General features: G+C 52.5%; 3 protein-coding genes and 2 pseudogenes. 4 read left to right on the top strand and 1 reads right to left on the bottom strand.

The features are described 5' to 3' along the window. Window positions 1–388 precede the first annotated feature (388 nt). Window positions 389–1398 (bottom strand): annotated as a pseudogene (locus F0Q32_RS24600) (zinc-binding alcohol dehydrogenase family protein). Between the two features lie 352 nt (window positions 1399–1750). On the opposite strand from F0Q32_RS24600, the gene lacI reads away from it, so the two are divergent. The 4 genes and pseudogenes from lacI to F0Q32_RS24580 all read left to right on the top strand — a co-directional run. Continuing rightward, complete coding sequence (lacI, locus tag F0Q32_RS24595) at window positions 1751–2833, top strand: DNA-binding transcriptional repressor LacI (RefSeq protein ID WP_007851507.1); 1083 nt, start codon at window positions 1751–1753, stop codon at window positions 2831–2833. 121 nt (window positions 2834–2954) lie between these two features. Next, window positions 2955–6029, top strand: a complete 3075-nt coding sequence (gene lacZ / locus F0Q32_RS24590) for a beta-galactosidase (protein WP_007894989.1) — start codon at window positions 2955–2957, stop codon at window positions 6027–6029. Between the two features lie 51 nt (window positions 6030–6080). Further along, on the top strand, window positions 6081–7334 hold the full coding sequence (gene lacY, locus F0Q32_RS24585) for a lactose permease (RefSeq protein ID WP_003846917.1): 1254 nt from the start codon (window positions 6081–6083) through the stop codon (window positions 7332–7334). Between the two features lie 65 nt (window positions 7335–7399). Beyond that, window positions 7400–7540 (top strand): annotated as a pseudogene (locus F0Q32_RS24580) (maltose acetyltransferase domain-containing protein); the annotation flags it as partial. Between the last annotated feature and the right edge of the window lie 34 nt (window positions 7541–7574).

Here is a 7574-nt window from a genome sequence, read left to right as displayed (position 1 = left end):
GAAAGCCTGTCCTCAGCATAATACCGGGAAGGAGGGAGTGACCATCTCATTAAATATCCTACGTTAAGCCTGTTTTTTGAGCTGGCATGGCGGGCAGCTATGAGCGAAGTATAGTCATTCGCCCTATCTCTTTTGTCGCACTTTCAACAAGGGGGTCGCTTGGAAAGCGGAACGAGGTCAGTCTCCGCCCGGACTGCTCAGCTCTTTAAACAGCAAAAGAGAGGCATCTTATGAGAAGGGATTGTTCAGTATGTCAGGGCAGACTGCTTTTTCATCCGCAGGTACTGAGGGTAAATGCTCAATTCCGGTACGATTCTTACTCTATAGCCAGACAGAATTCAGCATTGTGCTGAACCCGAATCTTTTTTTACTCTGACAGGCCTGTTCATCAGAACCCTGAAAAAACAATTTTCCCGTTCACATTTTTATTTTCCATGTCCTCATGAGCCCGGCGAAGTGCTTTAGCATTCAGCCTGCCATACTCTGCCAGCAACGGAGGTTTGAGCTTACCGGAATCCAGCATGCATGAGAGTTTGTTAAGAATATCATGCTGTTTAGACATGTCCGCAGTAGCATGCATGGGGCGGGTAAACATTGCCTCCCAGTGAACAGAAACGCTCTTAAATTTGATCAAACGCAGATCCAGTGGTTCAGGGTCGTCGATGAGTCCGATACGGCCTTGTGGGGCAATAATTTCGGCCATATTTTCCCAGGCAGATGGCGTGGTGTACGTTGAGAAAATCCGGGTAATGGGAGGGAGTCCAGCAAGGCTGGCAACCTGTGGCGCAAGCGCACATGAATGATCCAGGACATAATGCGCACCAAACCCGCGAACCGCTCTGACACTCTCCTGCCGGGAGGCAGTCCCGATGATGTTCACCCGACTCAGAGTGCGGGCAAGCTGTATAGCCATACAAGGGACTCCGCCCGCACCGCCAAGCATCAACAGGGTCTGATCAGCATCTCCGTTCACTGACAACTGCAGACGATCAAATAACATTTCCCAGGCTGTCAGACCGGTCAGAGGAACCGACGCTGCAGCTTCAAAACTTAGTGCTGCCGGCTTTATCCCCGTAATGCGTTCGTCAACCAGCTGAAACTCTGCGTTGGCTCCCTGGCGATCGAGCACACCGGCATAGAAAACGTGGTCACCTGGCCTGAACAGCGTCACCTCTGGTCCGGTTGCTTCAACAACACCGGAAGCGTCGTATCCCATAACTACCGGATTGCCTGCAGAGGGACTGATGTTTCGCCGGCTTTTCAGGTCCCGTGGGTTAACCGCGACCGCCCTGACTCTGATCAAAAGATCACGCCCCTTGGGCATGGATGGGTGGGGAAGCGACAAATCTTCAATAACGGATGTACTTTCCCGGGTTGCCAGAAACCAACGGCTTTCATTCTGTCTCCTTAAAAAGGTCAGTCACCAGATAAATAAATGTAAAAGTGTGCGGAACGCGATACCCGCCAGTGCCCCCGGCAGTGCAAATCGAAAAATACGCGGAAAGCGGGCGCTGGGTAATGCTGTCAACCTGTTGATGACTATTTTAATCTGTAGTCATTCAATCCTTGTAACATCAGGATGATCCTGGTGTCAGTGAAAATACGAAATCAACACGTTGGTATCATTACCCACCTGTGAACTGACGTCGGCATTTTGAATCTCACTTCGGCGTGCCCCCTCCGAATGGCGCAAAACATTTCGTGGTATGGCATGATAGCACCCGAAGAGAGTCAATTCAGGGTGGTAAATGTGAAACCAGTAACGCTATACGATGTCGCAGAGTATGCCGGTGTCTCTTATCAGACCGTTTCCCGCGTGGTGAACCAGGCCAGCCACGTCTCTGCGAAAACGCGGGAAAAGGTGGAAGCGGCGATGGCGCAGCTGAACTACATTCCCAACCGCGTGGCACAACAACTGGCGGGGAAACAGTCGTTGCTGATTGGCGTTGCTACCTCCAGTCTGGCCCTGCACGCGCCGTCGCAAATTGTCGCGGCGATTAAATCTCGCGCCGATCAACTGGGTGCCAGCGTGGTGGTGTCGATGGTAGAACGAAGCGGCGTCGAAGCCTGTAAAGCGGCGGTGCACAATCTTCTCGCGCAACGCGTCAGTGGGCTGATCATTAACTATCCGCTGGATGACCAGGATGCCATTGCTGTGGAAGCTGCCTGCGCTAATGTTCCGGCGTTATTTCTTGATGTCTCTGACCAGACTCCCATCAACAGTATTATTTTCTCCCATGAAGACGGTACGCGACTGGGCGTGGAGCATCTGGTCGCATTGGGTCACCAGCAAATCGCGCTGTTAGCGGGCCCATTAAGTTCTGTCTCGGCGCGTCTGCGTCTGGCGGGCTGGCATAAATATCTCACTCGCAATCAAATTCATCCGATAGCGGAACGGGAAGGCGACTGGAGTGCCATGTCCGGTTTTCAACAAACCATGCAAATGCTAAATGAGGGCATCGTTCCCACTGCGATGCTGGTTGCCAACGATCAGATGGCGCTGGGCGCAATGCGCGCCATTACCGAGTCCGGGTTGCGCGTTGGTGCGGATATCTCGGTAGTGGGATACGACGATACCGAAGACAGCTCGTGTTATATCCCGCCGTTAACCACCATCAAACAGGATTTTCGCCTGCTGGGGCAAACCAGCGTGGACCGCTTGCTGAAACTCTCTCAGGGCCAGGCGGTGAAGAGCAATCAGCTGTTGCCCGTCTCACTGGTGAAAAGAAAAACCACCCTGGCGCCCAATACGCAAACCACCTCTCCCCGCACGTTGGCAGATTCCTTAATGCAGCTGGCACGACAAGTTTCCCGACTTGAAAGCGGGCAGTGAGCGCAACGCAATTAATGTGAGTCAGCTCACTCATTAGGCACCCCAGGCTTTACACTCTATGTGTCCGGCTCGTATGTTATGCGAAAATGTGAGCGGATAACAATTCACGCAGGATACAACTATGACAATGATTACGGATTCACTGGCCGTCGTATTACAACGTCGTGACTGGGAAAACCCTGGCGTTACCCAACTTAATCGCCTTGCGGCACATCCCCCTTTCGCCAGCTGGCGTAATAGCGAAGAGGCTCGCACCGATCGCCCTTCCCAAGAGTCGCGCAGCCTGAATGGTGAATGGCGCTTTGCCTGGTTTCCGGCACCAGAAGCGGTACCAGAAAGCTGGCTGGAGCGCGATCTTCCTGACGCCGATACTGTCATCGTCCCCTCAAACTGGCAGATGCACGGTTACGATGCGCCTATCTACACCAACGTGACCTATCCCATTGCGGTCAATCCGCCGTATGTTCCCACGGAGAATCCGACGGGTTGTTACTCGCTCACATTTAATGTTGATGAAAGCTGGCTACAGGAAGGCCAGACGCGAATTATTTTTGATGGTGTTAACTCGGCGTTTCATTTGTGGTGCAACGGGCGCTGGGTCGGTTACGGACAGGACAGTCGTTTGCCGTCTGAATTTGACCTGAGCGCATTTTTACACGCCGGAGAAAACCGCCTCGCGGTGATGGTGCTGCGCTGGAGTGACGGCAGTTATCTGGAAGATCAGGATATGTGGCGGATGAGCGGCATTTTCCGTGACGTCTCGTTGCTGCATAAACCGAGCACGCAAATCAGCGATTTCCATGTAGCCACTCACTTTAATGATGATTTCAGCCGCGCTGTACTGGAGGCAGACGTTCAGATGTACGGCGAGCTGCGCGATGAGCTGCGGGTGACGGTTTCTTTGTGGCAGGGTGAAACGCAGGTCGCCAGCGGCACCGCGCCTTTCGGCGGTGAAATTATCGATGAGCGTGGTGGTTATGCCGATCACGTCACCCTACGTCTGAACGTCGAAAACCCGAAACTGTGGAGCGCCGAAATCCCGAATCTCTATCGTGCGGTGGTTGAACTGCACACCGCCGACGGCACGCTGATTGAAGCAGAAGCCTGCGATGTCGGTTTCCGCGAGGTGCGGATTGAAAATGGTCTGCTGCTGCTGAACGGCAAGCCGTTGCTGATTCGCGGCGTTAACCGTCACGAGCATCATCCTCTGCATGGTCAGGTCATGGATGAGCAGACGATGGTGCAGGATATCCTGCTGATGAAGCAGAACAACTTTAACGCCGTGCGCTGTTCGCATTATCCGAACCATCCGCTGTGGTACACGCTGTGCGACCACTACGGCCTGTATGTGGTGGATGAAGCCAACATTGAAACCCACGGCATGGTGCCAATGAATCGTCTGACCGATGATCCGCGCTGGCTACCCGCGATGAGCGAACGCGTAACGCGAATGGTGCAGCGCGATCGTAATCACCCGAGTGTGATCATCTGGTCGCTGGGGAATGAATCAGGCCACGGCGCTAATCACGACGCACTCTATCGCTGGATCAAATCTGTCGATCCTTCCCGCCCGGTACAGTATGAAGGCGGCGGAGCCGACACCTTCGCAACCGATATTATTTGCCCGATGTACGCGCGCGTGGATGAAGACCAGCCCTTCCCGGCTGTGCCGAAATGGTCCATCAAAAAATGGCTTTCGTTGCCTGGAGAGACGCGCCCGCTGATCCTTTGCGAATACGCCCACGCGATGGGTAACAGTCTTGGCGGCTTCGCTAAATACTGGCAGGCGTTTCGTCAGTACCCCCGTTTACAGGGCGGCTTCGTCTGGGACTGGGTGGATCAGTCGCTGATTAAATATGATGAAAATGGCAATCCGTGGTCGGCTTACGGCGGTGATTTTGGCGATACGCCGAATGATCGCCAGTTCTGCATGAACGGTCTGGTCTTTGCAGACCGCACGCCGCATCCGGCGCTGACGGAAGCAAAACACCAGCAGCAGTTTTTCCAGTTCAGTTTATCCGGGCGAACCATCGAAGTGACCAGCGAATACCTGTTCCGTCATAGCGATAACGAGCTCCTGCACTGGATGGTGGCGCTGGATGGCAAGCCGCTGGCAAGCGGTGAAGTGCCTCTGGATGTCGCTCCACAAGGTAAACAGTTGATTGAACTGCCTGAACTACCGCAGCCGGAGAGCGCCGGACAACTCTGGCTAACGGTTCACGTAGTGCAACCGAACGCGACCACATGGTCAGCAGCCGGACACATCAGCGCCTGGCAGCAGTGGCGTCTGGCGGAAAACCTCAGCGTGACACTCCCCTCCGCGCCCCACGCCATCCCGCAACTGACCACCAGCGAAACGGATTTTTGCATCGAGCTGGATAATAAGCGTTGGCAATTTAACCGCCAGTCAGGCTTTCTTTCACAGATGTGGATTGGCGATAAAAAACAACTGCTGACGCCGCTGCGCGATCAGTTCACCCGCGCACCGCTGGATAACGACATTGGCGTAAGTGAAGCGACCCGCATTGACCCTAACGCCTGGGTCGAACGCTGGAAGGCGGCGGGCCATTACCAGGCCGAAGCAGCGTTGTTGCAGTGCACGGCAGATACGCTTGCCGACGCGGTGCTGATTACCACGGTCCACGCGTGGCAGCATCAGGGGAAAACCTTATTTATCAGCCGGAAAACCTACCGGATTGATGGAAGTGGTCAAATGGCGATTACCGTTGATGTTGAAGTGGCGAGCAATACGCCACATCCGGCGCGGATTGGCCTGACCTGCCAGCTGGCGCAGGTAGCAGAGCGGGTAAACTGGCTCGGATTAGGGCCGCAAGAAAACTATCCCGACCGCCTTACTGCGGCCTGTTTTGACCGCTGGGATCTGCCATTGTCAGACATGTATACCCCGTACGTCTTCCCGAGCGAAAACGGTCTGCGCTGCGGGACGCGCGAATTGAATTATGGCCCACACCAGTGGCGCGGCGACTTCCAGTTCAACATCAGCCGCTACAGTCAACAGCAACTGATGGAAACCAGCCATCGCCATCTGCTGCACGCGGAAGAAGGCACATGGCTGAATATCGACGGTTTCCATATGGGGATTGGTGGCGACGACTCCTGGAGCCCGTCAGTGTCGGCGGAATTCCACCTTAGCGCCGGTAGCTACCATTACCAGTTGCTCTGGTGTCAAAAATAATAATAACCGGGCAGGCCATGTCTGCCCGTATTTCGCGTAAGGAAATCCATTATGTACTATTTAAAAAACACAAACTTTTGGATGTTCGGTTTATTCTTTTTCTTTTACTTTTTTATCATGGGAGCCTACTTCCCGTTTTTCCCGATTTGGCTACATGACATCAACCATATCAGCAAAAGTGATACGGGTATTATTTTTGCCGCTATTTCTCTGTTCTCGCTATTATTCCAACCGCTGTTTGGTCTGCTTTCTGACAAACTCGGGCTGCGCAAATACCTGCTGTGGATTATTACCGGCATGTTAGTGATGTTTGCGCCGTTCTTTATTTTTATCTTCGGGCCACTGTTACAATACAACATTTTAGTAGGATCGATTGTTGGTGGTATTTATCTAGGCTTTTGTTTTAACGCCGGTGCGCCAGCAGTAGAGGCATTTATCGAGAAAGTCAGCCGTCGCAGTAATTTCGAATATGGTCGCGCGCGGATGTTTGGCTGTGTTGGCTGGGCGCTGTGTGCCTCGATTGTCGGCATCATGTTCACCATCAATAATCAGTTTGTTTTCTGGCTGGGTTCTGGCTGTGCATTCATCCTCGCCGTTTTACTCTTTTTCGCCAAAACGGATGCGCCCTCTTCTGCCACGGTTGCCAATGCGGTAGGTGCCAACCATTCGGCATTTAGCCTTAAGCTGGCGCTGGAACTGTTCAGACAGCCAAAACTGTGGTTTTTGTCACTGTATGTTATTGGCGTTTCCTGCACCTACGATGTTTTTGACCAACAGTTTGCTAATTTCTTTACTTCGTTCTTTGCTACCGGTGAACAGGGTACGCGGGTATTTGGCTACGTAACGACAATGGGCGAATTACTTAACGCCTCGATTATGTTTTTTGCGCCACTGATCATTAATCGCATCGGTGGGAAAAACGCCCTGCTGCTGGCTGGCACTATTATGTCAGTACGTATTATTGGCTCATCGTTCGCTACCTCAGCACTGGAAGTGGTTATTCTGAAAACGCTGCATATGTTTGAAGTACCGTTCCTGCTGGTGGGCTGCTTTAAATATATTACCAGCCAGTTTGAAGTGCGTTTTTCAGCGACGATTTATCTGGTCTGTTTCTGCTTCTTTAAGCAACTGGCGATGATTTTTATGTCTATTCTGGCGGGCAATATGTATGAAAGCATCGGTTTCCAGGGCGCTTACCTGGTGCTGGGTCTGGTGGCGCTGGGCTTCACCTTAATTTCCGTGTTCACGCTTAGCGGCCCCGGCCCACTTTCTCTGCTGCGTCGCCAGGTGAATGAAGTCGCTTAAGAAATTAATGTCGGATACGGCGCGAGCGCCTTATCCGACCAACTTATCAGGACGGAATGTTAAAAATGAACATGTCGATGACAGAAAAAATAAAAGCAGGCAAGCTATTTACCGATATGTGCGAAGGCTTACCTGAAAAAAGACTTCGTGGGAAAACATTAATGTATGAGTTCAATCACTCGCATCCATCAGAAGTTGAAAAAAGGGTAATGACTCCAACTTATTGATAGTGTTTTATGT

Origin of the sequence: Pseudocitrobacter sp. 73 (assembly GCF_008369545.1) — a bacterium.
Classification (GTDB): Bacteria; Pseudomonadota; Gammaproteobacteria; order Enterobacterales; family Enterobacteriaceae; genus Pseudocitrobacter; species Pseudocitrobacter vendiensis.
This window is presented reverse-complemented; position numbering and strand designations above follow the sequence as displayed.